Source organism: Thermococcus camini, assembly GCF_904067545.1.
In the GTDB taxonomy this organism is placed as follows: domain Archaea; phylum Methanobacteriota_B; class Thermococci; order Thermococcales; family Thermococcaceae; genus Thermococcus; species Thermococcus camini.
Map to the genome: position 1 here is coordinate 1,255,599 of NZ_LR881183.1, position 19,900 is coordinate 1,275,498.

20 protein-coding genes are annotated in these 19,900 nt (G+C 48.6%); 11 read left to right on the forward strand and 9 right to left on the reverse strand.

The features are described from left to right. Positions 1-22: 22 nt before the first annotated feature. Positions 23-1,096: an S-methyl-5-thioribose-1-phosphate isomerase gene (mtnA, locus tag TIRI35C_RS06860; RefSeq protein WP_188203105.1), complete on the forward strand. Its 1,074-nt coding sequence runs from the start codon at positions 23-25 to the stop codon at positions 1,094-1,096. 111 nt (positions 1,097-1,207) lie between these two features. Beyond that, a complete protein-coding gene (locus TIRI35C_RS06865) occupies positions 1,208-2,092 on the forward strand; it encodes a HincII family type II restriction endonuclease (protein WP_188202263.1) in 885 nt (294 codons plus the stop codon). Positions 2,093-2,164: 72 nt separating this feature from the next. Here the strand turns inward: TIRI35C_RS06865 and TIRI35C_RS06870 are convergent, their stop codons facing one another. The 4 genes from TIRI35C_RS06870 to TIRI35C_RS06885 form a co-directional block, all read right to left on the reverse strand. Then, a complete protein-coding gene (locus TIRI35C_RS06870; protein ID WP_188202264.1) occupies positions 2,165-3,799 on the reverse strand; it encodes an Eco57I restriction-modification methylase domain-containing protein in 1,635 nt (544 codons plus the stop codon). Next, the gene (locus tag TIRI35C_RS06875) at positions 3,796-3,984 is read right to left on the reverse strand and encodes a hypothetical protein (RefSeq protein WP_197971664.1); all 189 of its coding nucleotides are present in this window, start codon (positions 3,982-3,984) and stop codon (positions 3,796-3,798) included. The genes TIRI35C_RS06870 and TIRI35C_RS06875 overlap by 4 nt, the downstream gene beginning before the upstream one ends. 85 nt (positions 3,985-4,069) lie before the next feature. Next, positions 4,070-4,234 carry a hypothetical protein gene (locus tag TIRI35C_RS06880; protein WP_157628438.1) on the reverse strand — a complete coding sequence of 55 codons (165 nt, stop codon included), beginning with the start codon at positions 4,232-4,234 and terminating at the stop codon, positions 4,070-4,072. A 25-nt stretch (positions 4,235-4,259) separates the two neighbouring features. Beyond that, a complete protein-coding gene (locus TIRI35C_RS06885; protein WP_188202265.1) occupies positions 4,260-4,547 on the reverse strand; it encodes a hypothetical protein in 288 nt (95 codons plus the stop codon). A gap of 116 nt (positions 4,548-4,663) precedes the next feature. On the opposite strand from TIRI35C_RS06885, the gene TIRI35C_RS06890 reads away from it, so the two are divergent. The 3 genes from TIRI35C_RS06890 (at position 4,664) to TIRI35C_RS06900 (ending at position 9,817) form a co-directional block, all read left to right on the forward strand. Beyond that, positions 4,664-5,797, forward strand: coding sequence for an iron-containing alcohol dehydrogenase (locus tag TIRI35C_RS06890; protein ID WP_188203107.1), 1,134 nt, complete (start codon positions 4,664-4,666; stop codon positions 5,795-5,797). Positions 5,798-5,919: 122 nt separating this feature from the next. Then, complete coding sequence (locus TIRI35C_RS06895) at positions 5,920-8,373, forward strand: McrB family protein (protein ID WP_188202266.1); 2,454 nt, start codon at positions 5,920-5,922, stop codon at positions 8,371-8,373. 31 nt (positions 8,374-8,404) lie between these two features. Then, a complete protein-coding gene (locus TIRI35C_RS06900) occupies positions 8,405-9,817 on the forward strand; it encodes an McrC family protein (RefSeq protein ID WP_188202267.1) in 1,413 nt (470 codons plus the stop codon). Between the two features lie 16 nt (positions 9,818-9,833). On the opposite strand, the gene TIRI35C_RS06905 is transcribed toward TIRI35C_RS06900, so the two are convergent. Next, positions 9,834-11,327 (reverse strand): MFS transporter, encoded by a 1,494-nt coding sequence (locus TIRI35C_RS06905; RefSeq protein WP_188202268.1) that lies wholly within the window; start codon positions 11,325-11,327, stop codon positions 9,834-9,836. A 93-nt stretch (positions 11,328-11,420) separates the two neighbouring features. Between TIRI35C_RS06905 and TIRI35C_RS06910 the strand changes: the two genes are divergently transcribed. Continuing rightward, positions 11,421-11,621: an antitoxin AF2212-like protein gene (locus tag TIRI35C_RS06910; protein ID WP_246454709.1), complete on the forward strand. Its 201-nt coding sequence runs from the start codon at positions 11,421-11,423 to the stop codon at positions 11,619-11,621. 147 nt (positions 11,622-11,768) lie between these two features. Here the strand turns inward: TIRI35C_RS06910 and TIRI35C_RS06915 are convergent, their stop codons facing one another. Next, positions 11,769-12,266, reverse strand: a complete 498-nt coding sequence (locus TIRI35C_RS06915; protein WP_188202270.1) for a putative toxin-antitoxin system toxin component, PIN family — start codon at positions 12,264-12,266, stop codon at positions 11,769-11,771. Further along, entirely contained in the window at positions 12,221-12,523 is a 303-nt protein-coding gene (locus tag TIRI35C_RS06920; protein ID WP_188202271.1) for a hypothetical protein, read from the reverse strand. Before TIRI35C_RS06920 ends, TIRI35C_RS06915 begins: the two co-directional genes overlap by 46 nt. A 216-nt stretch (positions 12,524-12,739) precedes the next feature. Here TIRI35C_RS06920 and TIRI35C_RS06925 point away from each other — a divergent pair, with 216 nt between their 5' ends. After that, on the forward strand, positions 12,740-15,508 hold the full coding sequence (locus tag TIRI35C_RS06925; protein ID WP_188202272.1) for a DEAD/DEAH box helicase: 2,769 nt from the start codon (positions 12,740-12,742) through the stop codon (positions 15,506-15,508). Between the two features lie 66 nt (positions 15,509-15,574). Here TIRI35C_RS06925 and TIRI35C_RS06930 read toward each other — a convergent pair whose 3' ends face one another. Beyond that, the gene (locus TIRI35C_RS06930) at positions 15,575-16,630 is read right to left on the reverse strand and encodes a M20/M25/M40 family metallo-hydrolase (protein ID WP_188202273.1); all 1,056 of its coding nucleotides are present in this window, start codon (positions 16,628-16,630) and stop codon (positions 15,575-15,577) included. Between the two features lie 148 nt (positions 16,631-16,778). On the opposite strand from TIRI35C_RS06930, the gene TIRI35C_RS06935 reads away from it, so the two are divergent. Further along, on the forward strand, positions 16,779-17,495 hold the full coding sequence (locus TIRI35C_RS06935; protein WP_246454710.1) for an MBL fold metallo-hydrolase: 717 nt from the start codon (positions 16,779-16,781) through the stop codon (positions 17,493-17,495). Next, entirely contained in the window at positions 17,495-17,740 is a 246-nt protein-coding gene (locus TIRI35C_RS06940; RefSeq protein ID WP_188202275.1) for a DUF504 domain-containing protein, read from the forward strand. The genes TIRI35C_RS06935 and TIRI35C_RS06940 overlap by 1 nt, the downstream gene beginning before the upstream one ends. Here TIRI35C_RS06940 and TIRI35C_RS06945 read toward each other — a convergent pair whose 3' ends face one another. Then, a complete protein-coding gene (locus TIRI35C_RS06945; protein WP_188202276.1) occupies positions 17,741-18,715 on the reverse strand; it encodes a DUF835 domain-containing protein in 975 nt (324 codons plus the stop codon). It lies immediately after the preceding gene. Between the two features lie 74 nt (positions 18,716-18,789). Here TIRI35C_RS06945 and TIRI35C_RS06950 point away from each other — a divergent pair, with 74 nt between their 5' ends. Both TIRI35C_RS06950 and TIRI35C_RS06955 read left to right on the forward strand, forming a co-directional pair. Next, positions 18,790-19,548, forward strand: coding sequence for a YchF/TatD family DNA exonuclease (locus tag TIRI35C_RS06950; protein ID WP_188202277.1), 759 nt, complete (start codon positions 18,790-18,792; stop codon positions 19,546-19,548). 9 nt (positions 19,549-19,557) lie between these two features. After that, a complete protein-coding gene (locus TIRI35C_RS06955) occupies positions 19,558-19,860 on the forward strand; it encodes a DUF3216 domain-containing protein (RefSeq protein ID WP_188202278.1) in 303 nt (100 codons plus the stop codon). Positions 19,861-19,900 lie beyond the last annotated feature (40 nt).

Sequence of the window (19,900 nt, forward strand, 5' to 3'; positions counted from 1 at the left end):
TAAACCCTTTGGGGTGATGACTGTGGAGGTAAGGTATAGGCCCGAGGAACTCACGAGGCTTCCGAGGAGCGTGAGGTATGAGAAGGGAAAGGTCATCATGATCGACCAGACCCTTTTGCCGGGGGAGTTCAAGACGATAGAGCTGGGAACCGTTGACCAAGTCGCGGAAGCGATAGTCACGATGAAGGTCCGCGGTGCTCCTGCTATAGGTGCTTCCGCCGCCTTTGGTTTAGCTCTCTACGCGGACACGACGAAGGCCAAAACCAAGGACGAGCTCATGGACGGATTTTACTCGGCCTACGACAGGCTCAAGAACACGAGACCGACGGCTGTGAACCTCTTCTGGGCCCTCAACAGGATAAAGAAGCTCGTGGAGGAAAACCTTGAAAGCCCGCTCGACGAGATTAAGAGGCTTATCGTCGCGGAGGCGCAGAAGATAGCGGATGAAGACGTTGAGGCCAACCTCAGAATGGGGCACTACGGAGCCGAAGCCCTGCCTGAGGGGAACGTTCTCACCCACTGCAACGCGGGAAGCTTGGCGACCGTCCAGCTCGGAACCGTTGGCGCTGTTTTAAGGGTCATGCACCGGGACGGAAACCTGAAGCTCCTCTGGGTGGATGAGACGAGGCCGGTTCTTCAGGGCGCGAGGCTTTCCGCGTGGGAGTACCACTACGACGGGGTTCCGCTAAAGCTGATAACCGACAACATGGCCGGCTTTGTGATGGCTCAAGGCAAAGTCGATGCGATAATAGTTGGTGCCGACAGGATTGTAGCGAACGGCGACTTCGCCAACAAGATAGGCACCTACACTTTGGCAGTTTTGGCGAAGGAGCACGGGATACCGTTCTTCACGGTCGCGCCGCTGTCAACGATTGACATGAGCCTTAAGAGCGGAAAGGAGATACCCATAGAGGAAAGGAAACCGGAAGAAGTTCTCACCTGCGGTGGCTGCAAGATTGCCCCCGATGTGGACGTCTACAACCCGGCCTTCGACGTCACGCCCCACAAGTATCTCACTGGAATAATAACCGACAGGGGCGTCGTTTATCCACCATTCGAGAGGAATTTGAAGAGGCTGTTCAAGGAAGAACCGTGAAACCTTCCTTTTCCGCGGCGTTTGTTTTTATTTTAGCAAAAGAATATTCCAAAAAAGGAACAAAAACTTAAAAGCCAAATTTAAAGTTTAAGGGTTCATAGGTGTGTGAGTATGAGAGGTATACGGGATCTCAATATACTTAAAGACTACGTTCATGACGCTCTAAAACAAGAAATACAAAATGGGAATGATAAAATATACATAGGACGGAGAGCTAGTGGCAGTGCGAGTGGTTTACCCTTCGAAGAGTGGACAAAAGAAGCGATTGAAAACTATGCCAGAAGGAACAACATACAGATCAGGGTGTTTCTTCAGGAGGAATTTCTAAGGGAGGTGGTGGATGAGCTTAAGAATAGGGGATACACCACACCTCAGCGCATTGAGAACTTTCTTTATGAAAATACCTGGTGGGGGCTGAGACCTTCCTCACAGGGACAACACTACTTCTTCTCAAAGGGACAGCTGGAGGATGCAATAGCTGGTCGGGATGTGAGAGCATATCAGCAGAGTATTGCTGATTTGGTAGTCTTCTATGGAGACGACCTGATTGCAGATATAAATAAGATCGTTGCCATAAATGTGAAGTCTCACGATCTTGGGAAGAAGAGTAGGCATCCGAACATTGTTTCAGCGAAGCGCCTTCTGGAGTACTTTAACGACATACTCGATAAGAACCCTAGCTATCTCGACGATTTTGAACTGTGGTTTATTGGGATATATTACGAGAGAAGAGATTCATATGCATATCTCTCACAAAACGAAGTTTATCTAAGGGACTTATTCAAATTGAAAATATCTGAAATACCAGTGATCAACTTCGATGCGGCAATCCAACTGCAGTGGCACATTAAGGAAATGGAAGAATACCAATCTCAAACAAAAGAAGATTTTATTAAAAATCTGGCGGTTGAAACACAGAAACGGTGGAAGGAGTTCTCAGAGAAGCGGACGGAAGTAATCGACGATTTGGTCGGCAGTATATTGGAGAAGTTATAAACTTGAAATGCAAATGGGAAGCACCTTAAACATCAATAGAAAAAGATCGTGAAAGAGTGATAGTTTAACTCATCACATCTTCTCCTTTGTTCTTATCAGTTCGGTTACACATTCGTCTATTCTACTGATGTATTCTGATGGCTTCTTTGTTTTGATGATCTTTTCCACCGTCGCAACAATCTCGTCGTGTATCCTGACCTCCTCCTCGTTCGAGAAGTCGATCCGTATTATTGGAATGATCGCCAGTGGTCTCTCTGAGAAATCATAGACCCCGCCGCGGGAGAAACCTTTGTGGAGGATGTAGTCCTGATATACACTCGAATTGAGGAGACCGACGACATACTTAGTGCTCTCTTTGACCCCGTCCTTGAGGACTATTACGGTCACATCCTGTGTAGCATAGTATCTTTCGTCCTCGGTATCGTGGATATATGTAAATCTGAAGTAACCTCTGGAGTCGTAGCGCTCTTTGCTGGGTATCAATATCTTTTCGTTGTGATTTTCGAAGAGGTGTTTGTTTCTGGGGAATACCCAGTGCCACCAGGGGATATCTCTACCGTAATTATAGCGAGCGAGAAGTTTGTCTTTGTATGGAAGAAGGTGGGCATAGAAGTTCGGACATAGTCTTTTGAACACACTCTCTTCTTCAATGTCATTAGCATATATATAGGGTACGGGGGGTTTTTCTGGAATAACCCTGTTAAGAGTTTTTGCTTTGTATACCAGGATTATCCTCTTTTTCTCTTCGGGTGTTAGGGTTCTTAGCTCATCGGGATTAAGAACAAATGCTTTATCCAGACCGCTTACCATACCGTTACCAATATCCGCCATTTCTCCGAGTGGGGTGAGGATTTCTGGCCGCTCAGTTTCGAGTCTTATGAGGGGGTTTGAGTTGTTCGGTGGAAGTGGCTTCCAAGGTTCGCCATCTTCGAATTGATCGTGTATATATGCTTCATAGATGCCTTCCCGTATGTAGCCTCCATTGCAACCCTCAAGTCTCCCCAACAATTCCCGCACCTTTTTGAGATGTTTCGGCGCCAGTTTCTCTTTCGTGTGGAGGTTCACTATCTTAACAGGCCTGTTTCTTCTTTCTTTTACATATTTGAATATGATAATCGTTGAAGAGACTTTAGGGAATATCCTCATCTCATTAAAGTTTATCAGAAGCTCGAGGTCTCCGTGCTTCATAAGGTATTCTCTCAACCGTTTCCCGTGAACAGTCTCTGTCCAAAAGACTGGGGTAATGAAAATAAGCTCCCCACCTGGTTTCAGCATATTTACTGAGTGATATATGAAGGCATAAGTGAGGTCTCCTAGGCCGTTTATGATTTTATCCCAGTATGGGCTCGTTTTGAACATATTTCTCCATTCCTCTGGTATGTTCTTCCATCTTACATACGGAGGATTGCCAATAACGACATCGAACTTTTCTCTCGCAGGGACTTCGAGGAAGTTGCGATACTTCATTAGTACAGGCGATTTGTTTGGAAGTGTCTTATCAATCTCATATGCTACAATGTCCCTGAAACCCGCTTCCCACAGACTTTTGATGAAAATTCCCTCTCCAGCACTTGGTTCGAGCACTTTGGCATCTTTGGGATGAGAGATCAAAGAAACCATAAAGTCAGCAACATTTTTTGGAGTGAAATACTGGCCATACAATTTAGTTCTTTTTATAGTTATATTTTTATCTTTTGATTTTATCATCTTTTATCCTCCGAAATCTCCCTTTTCACGATAGTGGACATGATGGATTTCTCCGACAGCCAAGCCAAGACAATATTCCTGATTAAGTCGGCATCACTCTCTCCCATTTTGCCCTTTAGCCTCTTCAAAATCTTCCATTGTTCATCCGTGAAGGTTACCTGAATCCTCCTACTCATAACACACACCAAAGACACATGGGGGACACAATATATAAAGTTTGCTATGCGAGTGTGTTTATTATTGGGCATTTCAAAATTAAATCAAAAAACGCTACCTCCACTCCTCATCCCTCTCTCTGAGAATCTCACCGCTAAGTTCGCCCTTGACGGATTTCAAAATCTCCCTAACTTCATCGATTGGAGGAGCTTTTTTCAAGAACCTTTTCAGGTGGGGGTAGGTTATCATGAGCTGAACGCGCCTCGCTGAGAGGGGCATGGCATCACCGGTTAAAGTTTAGCCATCAACCAATAAAATGTTTTCCCCAGAGCACCCCTCTAAGCCGTTCCACGGGAGACCTCTTTTCCTCAACGACATCCTCCACGAAGACGCCCTTTATCTCTCCAACTTCTTCTTCTATGGCTGGCAGGAGGAGGCCAAGAAGCTCAAGTGGTTCCAAACAGGAGCAGCCGGTCGAGTACTGGAAGGGCTTGCCGGGGAGTTCAACCATAAGGGAGATGCCATCTCCTGTCTTTAGAATCTCAAAGGGCGCGGTAACCTTCTCGCCGATAATCTTACCCCTCACGAGCATCGAATATAAGCTAAAACGGCGGAAATTAAAGGATTTCCTTACCGAAAGGTTTCAAACCTCAGGTTTTCTCCGAGAACGTTAAAAGCCTCCGCACACAATCTTCACCGGTGGTGCCAATGTTCTGGCTGAAAACGAGACTCATCGAGGGTGAGGGCTCTCTCAAAAATCTCTCAAAGGAAGTCAAAGGCCACGAGCGCGTTCTTATCCTAGCTTCCCGTTCGATGAAGAGGCATGGCTTTTTGAGCGAGGCCGAGGACTACGTGAAGGATGCCGGAGCGGAGGTCTTCTCTATTACAGGCCTTCCACCTGAACCGAGCGTCGAGGTCATAGAGGAGTTTCTTCCCAAGGTGAGGGAGTTCGAGCCTGACCTTCTGGTTGCCCTCGGCGGGGGAAGCGTGATAGACATCACCAAAGCCCTGAAGGTCTTCTACAATGCCCCCGAGCTGAACTTCGAGGAGATAGCCTTCATAGACAGGTTTTCAAAGCCAAAACCGGTTCCTAAGCTGAGAACCAGGCTGATAGCGATACCCTCAACCAGCGGTGCCGGCAGCGAGGTCTCAGGGGCGAGCGTTCTTAAGAAAGGAGGTATCAAATACAACATCGTAACGCCGGAGATAGCGCCCGACGTGGCCATACTCGATCCCCGCCTACCAAGAACGATGCCGACGGAGGTGGCGAGAAACTCCGGCCTTGACGTCCTCGTCCACGGCATAGAGGCCTACACAACCAAGGTTGCTAACCCCTTCAGCGACGCCATGGCTATTAAAGCGATAAAGACCGTCTATCGGTGGCTTCCCCTCTCGGTCAAAGGCAACGAAGAGGCAAGGGCAAGGGTTCACTACGCGGCGACGATGGCGGGAATAGCATTCCTCAACGCGCGTCTCGGCCTATGCCACGCGATGAGCCACAAGGCGGCCTGGCTCGGTCCGCACGGACTCCTCAACGCGATATTCCTTCCCTACGTGATGGAGTTTAACGCCGAGAGAAGCGACTACGCGAGGAGGCGCTACGCGGAGATAGCGAGGGAGCTTGGCTTCCAGAATGCCAAAGACCTCATTGAAGTGGTTAAAGAACTCAACGAGATGCTCGGCGTTCCAAAGCTGGGCGAGCTGGTTGATGAGGAGACCTTCGCCGAGAGGGTCGAGGAGATGGCAGAAAAAGCCTACCGCGACGGGCTTATAGCTTTCAACCCCGTTGAGCCGAAGCCGGAAGAGATAAGGGAGCTGTACCTTAGGGCATTTCTTATCTAATTAATGTTAGTCATTATTTAATATTTTGAGGCAAATATTTATAATGTCACGAATATAAAATCTAAAACGATGTAGTATTGCTGCTCTTAGTGTGTTACTTGCCATGCTAAGGAGGGATTGAGGTGAACCCCACCAAAAGCCAAGAAGATATAGAAGAAACTCTCCAAAGTTTTGGTGAATATTTAATTAGAAGAATTGAACTCTCCCATTCTGGCCAGTATGCCGTTGTGGAATTTTCACAACCCATATCTAATGAAGATAAACTTCTGCTTTTTGAGTTGTTAGAAGATGAAACAAATATACTTTGGGATAAACCAATTCCAAAAGGAACATTCTATTCATTTATCAATGACTCATATTTTATGGTATTTTCCGTAGATAAGCAAGAAATACAAATTTACGATATTCTAACAGATAAATGGAAACAAATTAAATTTAAAGGCACAAGGATATACCCACGTCCAATAGATGATAGAGACCAGCTTGCAGTAATATATGTTGATCCCAAAAGCTTCAAAATCCAAACAAGTTTTAGACCAAAGATAATACCTTTAAAATTCTACATGTCCTCTGATAACTCCAAGTACTTCCTCAAAAAGGTTCCTAAAACAATCTCTAGATTAAAAGGCAATTTTTATACACTAGCAATTGTCAACGAGGAATCAAAATTTACTGGTAGTCTGGTAAATAAGCATCTAATGTTATTAAAACTAGACGAAACTATTTCAATCCCCCTAATAGATATTCCCCTCAAAGTAACAGCTGAAATTGATTTTCCTGACTGGGATGTTGTAAATTTAGAGAGCAGCATTCTAGCGGTTGTGAATATAAAAGACCAAAAGAAACTGCTAGTAATTAACGTTGGAGACAACGACGGTATCCACAAAATAGAGATAACCTACTCCGGTAACGTTCGTTATTTAACACTCCCTAAAAAAGACTTTCTTGGCATAATTCTGATTTACCATGATGAATATGGGAAAGAGCATATAGGAATTATCCAGTATGATACACTCTTTAAACTCATTAAGCAAGGAGATGCGGAAAATATTAAGCTTGAAGATCTTATCAACAAACAAGAATTAGATGAGTTTGCGAACATAGTTCTCTCAAAAAATGGCTCAATAATTAGTATGTGGCGTGGAAAAAAGGTAGTATTAGAAGAATTCCCATGGGAGGATGTGGATTGGGAAGAGTTGAATGATAGATACACTCAACCACCGATCCCACTTGATAATAAAGAGAATATCCTTGAATCCACATCTGAAAGATTTGTGGAGAGTGAATGGACTATGAAAACCCTATCCGAAAGACTCCTCAATGAATATGGACAAATAATTTTGTATGGCCCGCCTGGAACAGGGAAAACCCACCTTGCAAGAACAATAGGGAAACAATATGGTGAAAACCTTGAGGGGCATCATTATGAATTCGTGACGTTTCACAAGTCTTATAGTTACGAGGATTTTGTTGAAGGATACCGACCGAAAACAACCGGCGAAAAGATTGAATATCCTGTAGTCGACGGAATATTCAAACGTATTACAATAAGGGCAATTTATGAATTACTTTCAGAAGAAACTAAAGAAAGACTTCTACCAGGCTACAAAGAAAAAATTGAAACCCAGGCCACAAACAGGGCATGGGAAAGCCTCCTTTTTGATTTAAAAAACCAGAAAAGCATAATAAGGCCAGACATTGAAGTGGATGAATCCTCAAAGTATATAAAAATTACACCAAAAGGCAAAAAGGAAGACTACATACACAATGTTAACGAGCTAGAGGAAAAAAGTGAGAAATATCCTGATCTAGTGTCTATATTCCACCAGTATAAAGCCGAAGCAATGTACCTTGGTATTAAAGTTGTTGTACACCGATTTTTAGAGGAACTTAATCAGGAGCTAAATAGTAGGGGCATGTTAGATCCAGAAAAACTCAAGGGGTATTTTGTAAAGAACCCCTCGAAGTTCTACCTTGTTATTGACGAAATTAACCGGGCCGATGTTAGCCACGTATTCGGAGAGCTTATAACACTCCTCGAGAAGGACAAACGCCTTAGCAGAGACAATAGAAATCCTATAATAGTACGTCTTCCATACTCAAGGGAACTCTTCGCCATTCCAGAAAATCTTTACATCATTGGAACAATGAACTCCGCAGACAGGGGGATATCCTTATTAGACGTCGCCATAAGGAGGAGGTTTGCATTTTTAGAAGTCCAACCTGATCACCGTACACTCGATGGCTTAGAAATTCACGGAATTAGGATCGACAAACTTCTTCTGGCAATAAACAAAAAGATAATCCAGTCAAAGGGTAGTAAAGACTACCAAATAGGGCACTCATATTTCCTTGAACTTAAGAGTATTCTGTCAAAAGGAAATAATGACCAGGCCCTGCAGAAACTCATGATTATATGGTATCACCGGATACTACCACTGCTCCAAGAGTATTACTATATGAGATGGGACGAGCTTGGCATGAGGGAGTTCATAGATGACACAGGAATGATAAACTGGGAACTCATGTCTTCCCCACAGAAGTTTATAGATGCTTTAAAAAGACTAATAGAATGACGTATTAATCGATGCTGGTCACACCAGGTGGATGGATATGAAAATAATCCGTGTACCTGAGCATTCCATAGATTATTTTCCTAATTCTCCTTTGTGGAGGGCAGTTCCTAAGTTACCTATCGAGCTGGTTAAAAATCAGGATTTTAGAGAGTTCATAAGTCAGATAAACAATGGACACAATCCTCCCATATTAATAAAAAAATATAATAGGCTCGTTGCCGGGCCGTACATAGGATTTGCCATATACGAGGACAGAATTTCTAGAAGACGTTATCAGATCGAGATATATCCCAAAGTATTTCGAAGAGGAGCACCGTCCAAAGATGGGTGGAAGCTTGTGCTAAAACTCGCAGATCTGTATTACAACATTGGACTGAGGGAGTATAACATTAAAACATCTCTTGCAGTTGAGGGAAAATCACCGTTCCTGGATATTATACTAAACATCTTTGCGAATAGCCTGTTAAATGAACTTAGATTTGGAGTATATGGGGAGTTTATAACATATGAAGAGAGATCATCTTCTTTAAGGGGTCAGCTATTAGTTGAGAGGGAGGTACTAAAACTGCCAACACAAAAACACAAATTCGACACTCGGTACAAGAAGTTCACTGCGGATAATCCCCTTAATCAAATCCTCAAATACGCACTGTATTTAGGGCTTCAGTATGCCTATCGGAAAGAAACGAAAAAAATACTCTCTGAAGCTTGGGACATCTTAAATGATATATCTCTTGTCCCAATAACCTCAGACTCTATAGAAAGGGTAACCCTAAACTCTCTAAACTTAAGATTCAAACTTCCTTTAGAACTGGCAAAAATGATCATAACAGGGTTGGAGTACCACAGCCATATACAATCTCCAGGATTCTTCATAAACATGCCAGATGTGTTTGAGTTTCTTGTCTACAAACTTTTTGATACAGTTCTAATGCAGAATTATATGGTGAGATATCATCCACAAGATAAAGAATTTGTTATTGAACAACCCAGAAAATTCATTAATGAACCTCCTCAACCAGATATCATCATAGAATCCAAATCAGGAAAGCCCCTACTGATAGTAGATGCCAAATATAAACCCCTCTACTGCCGTGATTGTATGGAAAAAAAGAGGTACGTTAAAAATTCCAGTGACTTATATCAACTGTATTCCTACGTAAAACTATATGGGGTTCGTGGAGGACTTCTTGTGTATCCTATGTTGAAAAATCCGTATACAGAATACAACCAGTGGCTCTGTGATGTGTCTTCCACATCAAAGTGTGGAAATTCAATTTTCCATTTCTTTGATGGAACTAAACTAGGAATCCTCGGGATAGATCTCGGCCACGTCATTAGGGATTCCATTAAAGTATTCAGTGGCAAGATAGTCAAGGTATCACCAGAAATCCAAGAGCAGTTAATTATGTACATAAATTCTCTGTCCAAAGGCACAAAATAGAAGAGGCGAAGAGAAGTTAGCCAACTCGTATTTCCATCTCTCCTTCATTCTCCACCTCATGTATCTTTCCGCCCTTCATGACCTCCACTATGGCAAGGCTCAGCAGGGCCAGGAAGAGGTATATCCCAGCGGAAGTCCCGAAGAGCACCTCGTAGGCCTTGGTCGTTGGCACCTTTATCTGCACCCAGCTCGGAGCACCCGGCGGGTGGAAGAGGATGTAGTAGGTGCTCATTATCGTGCCCGCTATGGCCGGCCCCCAGGTGGAGCCGAAGTTTCTGAAGAGGCTGTTGGCACCTGTCGCTATTCCCATGACCCTCGGCGGGACACTGAAGACGAGCACGTTTATGAGCGAGATGTTCATCAGCGTTATTCCCGCGCCAACGTAGGTTATCAGACCAACGAAGGCCCAGAGGTGGTTCGGCGGAAGGTTCGGGGCGTATTTCGCGAGTATTCCAAGTCCGGAACTTGCTATCAATGCGCCGGTTATCGCGAGGGGCTTTGCCCCAACTTTCGGCATTATCCTGCCGGCGAGGGGGGCTATGATGAGCATGACGCCGGCCATCGGGGTCATGAGCAGGCCGCTCTGGAGTATCGTCTTGCCGAAGCCGTAGGGAGGCTTCATCTGGAATATGTAGGTGTTGGCCTGGCTCATCATAGAGATCCCGAAGGCGGCAAACATTATGCCGAGGTTCACTATGGCCGGGTTTCTGGAGGATATTATGTCGAGCGGTATCAGCGGGTTGTCCGCTCTCCTCTCCCAGAGGAGGAGCAGAAAGGCACCGACTAGCGAGACCGCAAAAAGGACGAGCGTTTCCTCCGCCTTCCAGCCGACGGTAGGTGCCCTCGTCACGGCAACCAGAGCCGGCACGACGGCCCAGACCAGAAAGATTACCCCTGGCCAGTCGATCTTCCCTGGATTCACGTAACGGCTCTCACGGAGGATTTTCCAGGCAAGGATGAACATCAGAACCGCAAACGGGGCAGCGGAGTGGTACGTCCATCTCCACCCCCAGTTCTGGGTAACGTAGGCACCCAAAGGAAGCGCAATAACCATACCCACTGCAAACATTGCGCTTATCATTCCCTGAACCTGAGGCACCATCTCCGGGGGAAACTCCTCACGGACGAGGGAAAAGGCGAGGGGGAATATTGCCATGCCGAAGCCCTGTATTGCCCTCGTGAAGAGGAGCCACTGGAAGCTCGGTGCAAAGCCGTTGAGGATAACGCCGAGCGTGTAAAATCCCAAAGCAACCAAGAACATCTTCTTTTTGCCGTACATGTCGCCGAGCTTTCCAAATAAAGCCACGCTCACCGTTCCGACGAGGAGGTAGATTGTGAGAATCCAGCTAACGTCGTTGGGGTTTATGGCAAACTCCTTCTGGATGGTGGGCAGCGCTGGGGTGAGCATCGCCTCGGTGTACATGACGAGGAGCGGGAGGATAACAACGACGAGCATGGCCTTCTTTGCATAGGCCAGGTCGTAGGTTTCGCCCTTTCTCTCAACTATCACTTTCCATCACCGATGTATCGGACGATATATCGCTTATAAAGTTAGCGGTAGGGAGTATAAACTCTTGGGACAAACCAGAAGATGGATGAGTGCATGTCTGAGGTGATATACAGGAATATACCGAAAGGGAGAGAACTCATCTTAATTGATGGAAAGGAACTCCATGAGGGAGATACCATCACGGTTAAGATACTCACAAGAAAGGAACTGGTTGAAAGGTTGGCCGGAATCCTCGGCAAGGGGAGAGCGAGAGAGGTGGAAGAGTACTTGAAGGAACTCAACGAGAGGTTTTAGGCCATTAATGAACGCTTTGGAGATGCTCTTGTGCTCGTGCTCACCTCAATCGGGACATTCTCCCGAAGGCCTCGTCCTTTAGGGCGGGGGTGGGTAGATATTGGATAATATTGGAACGAAGAGTTAGGGATTTTGGCGCTTTAGGTTTTATTCTTTATTGTGCATCATTAGGAACTCTTTGGGAGTGAGGATGTAGAATTCGTGGCCGTCCAACTTGAATTTTTTGTTCTTGTTCCTAATTTTCAGCAGGTGTTTTCGATCATATGTTATCAGGAACTCAGCCTTTGAGTTGTAGATCACGTCGAGGAATGGAACGTCCCTCGGATCATAAACCGTCTCAAGGAGGGCCTTTGAGTTTTTAAAAGATCTTTTTATGGCTACTCTTGTGGACATTGCCAGAACGGCGTCGATTCTTATCCGTGAGATTGCAGACGGAATTCGCTTGGCAACTTTTGGATACGCTGTTACCCTGTAGTACTCGCTTTTAGTTGAACCTGAATAGTAGTGCCGGACTTTTCCCTCTGCAAGAAGTCTTACCACGTCGAAAGCATGGCCTTTCGGAGAAAGGAGTGCAGCTATTAGAACTGAAGTGTCAATGACTATTCGAGGCCGAGTTCCTTCAGCTTTTTCTCTATTCGCTGCCATTTCCTTATCTCCTCCCTGGCCCCGTAGTAAAGCCTGACTGCGTCCTCTTCATTCATTGCAGGTTCCTCATTACTCCACTCCTCAATGATTTTTTTGGCCTTTTCCTTCGTCACTTTTGTTCGGGTCTTTTTGAGCTTCTCAAGGTTGGCCTTCCACTCGTAATACTCAAGGAGCTCCTTTGGGGAGACCCCAACGGCCTTGGCGACTTCCTCTATAAGGAGCCTTACACCCTCTGAATTCCTCACGCTGACGGCCATTCATAACACCTTGAAGAAGTTGAAGAAAAGGAATGTTATTAACTTTTCTTCAGCGGTACATTATCATTGGCTCAATGTGGTACACACTACCCACCAATGCTTTGCCCACATTTTGAGTTTTTCGGTTCCCGGAAAACACAATCAACGAAATGAAAACTCGACTTAACATTTTGGGGACACAGTAAAGTTCAAGAGGTGAAGATTCTTCCTTAAACCATGCACCCCATCCTAAGGAAGACCATCAGGGAACGCTTCGGGAAGCTCAACCGTCTCCAGCAGGATGCATTCAGGGAGATTAGCTCCGGGAAGAGCGTTCTAATCATTGCTCCAACCGGCTCCGGCAAAACCGAGGCTGCCGTTCTGCCCGTCTTCAATGAAATCCTTGAAGAGGGGCTTAAACCAATCTCGGCACTCTACATAGCACCACTCAAGGCACTCAATAGGGATTTGCTTGAGAGACTTGAATGGTGGGGAAAGAAGCTCGGAATAACCGTTGAGGTGAGGCACGGCGATACATCAGCCTACAGGAAGGCAAAGCAGGTGAAGAACCCTCCCCAAATGCTTATAATTACCCCTGAAACGCTGGGCGTGATTCTGACGGTCAAGTCTCTTAGAAAACACCTTGAGAACGTGAGGTTCGTGATTGTTGACGAGATAGCTGAAATCGTGGACAACAAGCGCGGTGCCCAGCTCCTCCTCGGCCTTGAGCGGTTGGCCGAGATAGCCGACTTCAGGAGGATAGGCATGACGGCGACGGTGGGCAACGAGGAGGAGGTAAGGGAGTGGCTGAAAGCTGATACTATAGTGAAGCCGAGCTGGAGGAAGAACTACCGCTTCTACGTCCTTTATCCGAAGCCCGACGAGAGGGACATAGAACTTGCCAGGAAGCTGAGCCTCTCACCCGAGATAGCGGCAAGGTTGAGGCTCCTCTGGAGTATAGTCGAGAGACATGGAAAGGCGCTGATATTCACCAACACAAGGCAGTTCGCCGAAATCCTTGCCCACCGGCTGAAAGCATGGGGAAAGCCGGTTGAAGTCCACCACGGCTCGCTTTCGAGGGAAGCCAGAATTAAGGCAGAGAGAGCGCTGAAAGAAGGCAGAATCAAGGCGCTAATCTGCACGTCCTCGATGGAGCTTGGCATAGACATAGGCGACGTTGACGTTGTGATCCAGTACATGAGTCCAAGGCAGGTGAACAGGCTCGTCCAGCGCGTCGGTCGGGCCAAGCACCGCATAGGTGCGGTCAGCGAGGGCTACGTTATAACTTCCAACGTCGAGGACTATCTCCAGAGTCTAATCATAGCGAAGCACGCCCTTGAGGGTCGCTTTGAGGCGGTCGAGCCGATGGGCGGCCTTGATGTTCTGGCCCACTTCGTCGTTGGCCTGCTCATTGAGTACAAGAAACTCCCGCGGGAGAGGCCCTACGAGATAGCAAAGAGGGCCTACGTTTACCGGAATTTGAGCTGGAGCGATTACCTCGACGTCCTTAAGGTTCTGGAGAACGCCCGTCTTATAGGCTACGACGAGGAGAAAAACCTTCTCTACCTCAGGAGGGGAGCCTTTCAGTACTACTACGAGAACCTCTCGACGATTCCCGACGAGATCTCCTGGAGGGTCTTCGATGCTGGAAGCGGGCACGTCATAGGTCGCTTAGACGAGAGCTTTATCATGGATCTGGAGGAGGGCATGGACTTCGTGATGTCCGGCAAAAGCTGGATAGTACTTAAAATTGACGACGAGGCGAGGCTTTTGAAGGTTCGCGAGAGCAAGAGCCTGGAGAGCGCGATACCGAGCTGGGAGGGCGAGATGATTCCCGTTCCCTTCAGCGTTGCCCTCGACGTCGGCAGGTTGAGGAGGGAGCTGGCTTTCGACTTCGAGAAGGGGCTCAAGCTTCTAGAGGGGGTCGAGTTCAGTGAGGAGGAGCTGAGGGGGGCTTTCGAGGAAATAAAGGGAGAGGTATTCTCAACCGACCGCGACATCGTCGTCGAGAGCACGCCCAAGGCGCTCGTCATCCACGCAGATTTCGGGAACAGGGCCAACGAGGCTCTGGGGAGGTTAGTTCACTCGCTCCTGATTCTCCGCTACGGAAGGGTCTTCTCCGTCCGCTCACAGGCTCATGCAATAGTATTCAAGACTCCCTTCCAGCTGAACCCGGAGGAGGTGAAGGGCTACCTCTACCAGGAGCCGGAAAGCCTGGAGTTCATAGTTTCCCGCGCGCTGAGGGATTCGCACGCATACCGGTGGCGCATGCTGAACGTGGCGAAGCGGTTCGGGGCTTTGAGAAGGGACGCCAGAATAAGGAGAATCGAGAGGCTCTTCGAGGGGACGGTTATTGAGAGAGAAACCCTCAACGAGCTCTACCACGACAAGGTGGACGTGAGGAAGGGGAAGCTGGTCCTTGAGATGCTCAAGAGAGGTTCGCTCAGGGTGAAGACCGAGCTTAGGAGGGAGCCTTCGACTCTGGCTAAGCTCAACATGACGGTCGGCGGCGAGTTCCTGCTCTCCGGAGTTCTGGAGAGGGACGAGATACTTGAACTGTTCAGGGAGAGATTGCTCGATCACGAGGTCGTTTTAGTTTGCACCAACTGCGGCTGGCACTCGAAAACAAAGGTTGTAAGACTACAAAACATAAAGCTGAGGCAGTGCCCTCGCTGCGGCTCAAAGATGCTCGCCGTTGCCCACCCTATCGACGCGGAAGAGTTTCTTCCCGTTCTGGAGAAAGTTCGCCACGGGAGGCCGCTGGAGCGGAAAGAGGAGAGAACCTACAGGAAGCTGTTGAAAGCCGCCGATTTAGTGGATTCCTACGGATTTGAGGCCGTCTTAGCGTTAGCCAGCTACGGGACGGGGCCAGACACCGCCGCCAGAATTCTTGCACAGTACAAGGGAGATGCCTTAATCGTAGCCCTCATGGAGCGGGAGCGGCAGTTCATAAGGACGAGGCGCTTCTGGGTGGACAGGAAGGAGGAAAAGGAAAACGAGGAATAACCCCCACCAGTAACTGGTGGGGGGTCTTGCTTAAAAAAACTTGGCTCAAAAAGGGAAAAGTAAAGCTCACTCGCCCTTCCAGTAAATCTCGTTTAGTGCCTTCAGAAACTCGCTGGCGGTAACGACATCCCTCACATCGATGTGCTCGTTCTTGGTGTGCGATATGTCGAGGTTCCCGGGGCCGAAGACTATGGTTCTGGTTCCGTTGTACATGAAGTTTATCGCGTCCGTCCAGCTCCTCATTCCGCCGAACTCGTCTATGTCGGTAACTTCCATCGCCTTCTTCGCCAGCTGGACAATCTCCTCATCCGGCTCAAGTTCGTAGCCGTCCCATATTTCGGTGTACTCGTATTTGAGAGTATACTCGTCGAATATCGGGTCGAGCAGGTCGAGTATGTCCTCGACTTCCTGGTCGGGCAAAAGCCTCGCCTCAAGCCGGCCCTTGCAGAGAGCGGGGATTAGATAAACCGGGTTCTCGCAGACGAGCTCCTGGATGCCGATGTGAGGATCGAAGTACTTGCCCTTCCTCTTGAAGGGTTCGAGGTTCTTCATCTCCTCCAGCATCTTATACGTTTCCTCTATAGCATTAAGGCCGCTCTCCGGACAGGCGCCATGAGCTTCTTTGCCGTCCACCTCAAAGTAGGCCTCGATGTTGCCGGCGTGGGCTATGTGGACTTCCAAATCGGTCGGCTCTAAAACGACGGCCATTTTCGGCTTGTACCGCTCCATGAAGAGGGCGCTTCCCCTTCCACCGTGCTCCTCGTCGCTGACGAAGACTATGCCGACGTTGAGCTCCTTTCCTTCCCTGCGCAGGTTCTCAAGCATGAGGAGTATGGCAGCGGCGCCGCCCTTGATGTCGCTCGCACCGGTTCCGTAGACTATGTTGCCCCTCACTAAGGGTTGGGCTCTAATCGGTATGGTATCAACGTGAACCTCGTAGAAGAGCTCGGCCTCAGGATTGACGACCAGGTCTATTATCTGCCCGTCGCTCTCGATGTGAACGTCGTAGTCGAGTTTATGCAAAAACTCCATGATGTGGAGCATGATTCTGTCTTCCTGGCCAGACGGAGACGGTATCTTCAAAAGCTGAAGGAGTATCTCCTTCGCTCTCTCAGTTTTCATTTGGGTCACCTAATTCAACCTCCGCGGTTGAGTTTATAAATATCCCCCGCGTAAGTCGATAGGGCGATGAAGAGTTTGACCCCTCCCGACGGGGTTTACCCTCCGTATGAGGAGGCGGTCCTCCTCGAGCCCCTTTGGAGGTGAAAGTGTGAGGATAAGCTCCATTGAGGAGTTTCCGCGGGAGCTGGTTCCGGTTGAGATTCCGCCACACACGGTCATGCTCCGGGGCATAGGCTGGGACTCCAACGTTTACCTCGTTAAGGACGGTAGCGAAGCGCTCATAGTCGATACAGGCACCGGCGTTAACTGGCACGTTTACACTGAAATCTGGGGGAGGGAAGGTTACCTCAACGGCGTTGAGAAGGTCACAATATTCAACACCCACGAACACTTCGACCACGTTGGTGGAAACTCCGTCCTGAAGGACTGGCTGGAGGGGAAGGGGATAAAAGTTCTCTTCGCGGCTCACGAGGTCACGGCAAAAACTCTGGAAAAGGGAGACGACTACGTGATTCTGGCCTATTCCTACGGGAGGAAGTTCGAGCCTGGAAAGGTCGATATCCATCTAAAAGATGGGGAGATCCTCAGAATAGGCTCACTGGAGCTTGAGCTGATCCACACGCCCGGCCACACCGCGGGAAGCTCGTGCCTTTACCTTTATGACGAGGTTAAGCTCATGTTCACAGGGGATACGGTATTCAAGGGGACCGTTGGCAGGACGGATTTGCCAACCGGAAACGGCTGGAAGCTCCAGGAGAGCCTCGAGAGGCTCAGGGATTACGATGTTGACTTCGGCCTTCCGGGGCACGGCTGGGTTATAAAGGACTGGAGAAAGAACATCGACGAAATCCTGGGGTGGCTCTAATGCGGAAGGGCTCCGTGAAGGAGGTTCTGGCAAAGCTGAAGTACGATCCGAGGGAAAATGAGGACGACTACTACATCGTCATAGAACACCGGGGAGCTTATGGCGATGTCAAGAAAATCCCCGTCGGAATGATTGAGCTGGGACACGGATACTTCTTCGTCGGGGAGGCTCAGATACCCTATCACCGGATTTTGAAGGTCGTCAGAAAAGATGGGAAGGTAATATGGGAGACCAGAAAGCTCTGATCAGGAGACCTCCCTAAGCTCCGAGGTTAGGAGCGCCCACTCGCGGGGTTCAAAGGCATCCCTGACTGCCGTTACAAGGAGATGGCCGTTGTAGAGGAGGGCGCAGTCCTTCAGGTAAAAAACCACGTCCACCATGCTTTTGAATCCCAGTTCAAGGGCGACGTAGCCCAGGTTCTGAATGAAGACAGTTCCGTGTTTGCCGTTCTCGGATGTCCTCCTGAAAAACTGGCACAGCCTGTTCTTGAGGGCCGGCAGGGCCTCGGGGCGAATGGAACGATCGACATCCGTCTTTGTCATCCAAATAATGTCGACCTTTCTTCCCTCAAACATCTCAAGGAACTTCTCGGGCTTCTCCCGAATGACCACGATGAGAACCGCATCCCCCTCCAGGAGGTCCAGGAGAAAGTACTTGGCCTTGAGGTCATCCGTGAAGAGGTATCCACCAGGATCGAGCTCGGTGGGGACGATGTTCTTGTCCTCCAGGGAGATTATGAGCTCGTACATCTTGCGTATTGCCCAGTAGTGCTCATCCTCTATCGCGGCAAGGTTGAGGGCGAAGGTCCTGGTATCCTCATCTTCGGCCACCCTGGCCAGAAGCTCGTAAGTCTTCCTTGCGAAAAGCTCGCTCTCCATACAGTACTCGAGGGCGGATACGTAATCCTCAACGCTTTCGAACTTCGGGTAGAACGGGGCGACCTCAACCGGGGGAGCTTCTACCTTTACAGGTTCCTCATCAGGGTACAGCTTCTTGAAGAGCCCGTAAAGCCAGTCGTGGTGCCCCCTGCTCTCCTCACTCATTCTCAGGAACAGAGCCCTGATGCTGGCTTTATCAACACTCTCGGCGAGTCTGGCGTAGTACTTCGCCTCCTCTTTCTCGTTGAATATTGCGTAGCTTAGAAGTTCCTTCGGTGACTTATCCCGAAGGGCTCTCACAATGTCCTTCATGAGCTCCGTTGCACCGTTGTTGTTTTCCATATTATCAAAACCTCCCGTAAATTAGTCGGTCAAACAACGGAAAAGCTTTTCTATGGCAAACCTAACGGCGGAACATGATAGATGCCCATGCCCACTTCGAGTTTTACAAAAAGGACGCACCGAGGATCATAGAGGAGTGCCGAAAGGATCTCGCCGCAGTGGTGGACTCAATCACCGAGTACAGGAAAGCACACGTCTGGAAGAGCTGGGAGATGCTGAAGCCGTACTTCGGATTCATCGTCCCCACCCTGGGGTACCATCCGAACGAAGCAAGGAGGGGCAACTGGGAGAAGGTGAAGAAGGTTGAAGAGTTCATCCTGGCCCACAGGGACGAGATAGTGGCGATAGGAGAGATAGGGCTGGACTACTACTACGCGGAAAACGAAACTCAGAGGGAGAACCAGAGGGCGATATTCAGGCACTTCCTTGAGCTGGCCCTCGAACTTAAATTGCCTGTGGTGATACACGCCCGCGAGGCCGAAAGGGAGGCCTTCGAACTCGTCCAGAGAGTTGGAGTTGAGGCTTACTTCCACTCCTTCGCGGGGAGCGTCGAGCTGGCGGGGGAGATAGCAGAAAACGGGCACCCCATCGGGATAAACACGGGGATAGTTTTCATCCCTGCGGTAATGGCGGCGGCGGAGGCAGTTGAAGTCGAAAACATGATGGTGGAAACGGACGCTCCCTACATGAGTCCGGTAAAGGGGCAGAGGAACACTCCATGCAACGTCCGAGTTGCCATTGAAGAGGTGGCAAAGCTTAAAGGAATCGACTTCGAAGAAGTCAAGAGAATCACCGAGAGGAACGCGGTTAGGTTCTTCAATTTGAAGCCCTGAGGTGATGGTATGACGATCGACATACCCGAGGTGACGGAGGTCAGAAGCCTGCTGGAAGAGCTTGGAGAGGAAACGCTGATAGCGAGGCTCGATTCGTTCGTGACCCTCAACGAGGGGCTGGAGAGCAAGAAGGGTGAGGACTTCATAAAGGTCTCGATACTCGGCTTCCTGGAGGGCATAACCACAACCCTGATGATGAAATATCCCGGTGACGAGCGCGTGGCTGGGCTCCACGAGCGGGTACGGGCCAGACGGGCGGAGCTGGATGAGCTCTTCAGGAAGCCGGCGATGCAGAACCTTGGGGTCCCATAACTGCCATGGATTGAACACTGAAGGGCGCATTCGCCCCGAA